Source organism: Shewanella sp. AS1, assembly GCF_021412565.1.
Classification (GTDB): domain Bacteria; phylum Pseudomonadota; class Gammaproteobacteria; order Enterobacterales; family Shewanellaceae; genus Shewanella.
Genome location: NZ_JAKCLJ010000093.1, coordinates 1 through 287 on the forward strand (window position 1 = coordinate 1; position 287 = coordinate 287).

Consider the following 287-nt stretch of genomic DNA (forward strand, 5'->3'; position numbering starts at 1 on the left):
ACCGCCTGTGCGACCTGCTGCTCGCCCGGGGCATCACACCGCTGGTCACGCTGTACCACTGGGACCTGCCCAGCGAGCTGCAGGCCGACGGCGGCTGGCTGAACCCGCGGACGGGGGAGCTGTTCGGCCAGTACGCCGATGCGGTGGCCACCCGCCTGGGTGACCGGGTGGGCTCGTGGGCGACCCTCAACGAGCCGTGGTGCTCGGCCTTCCTCGGCTACGCGGCCGGCATCCACGCGCCGGGGCTGCGCCAGCCGGCAGCCGCCCTCGAGGTCGCCTACCGGCTG

1 protein-coding gene is annotated in these 287 nt (G+C 74.6%); it reads left to right on the forward strand.

Annotated elements, in window-relative coordinates:
• The coding region (locus LZP69_RS16195) for a family 1 glycosylhydrolase (RefSeq protein WP_234201722.1) at positions 1-287 on the forward strand (287 nt) is incomplete at both ends.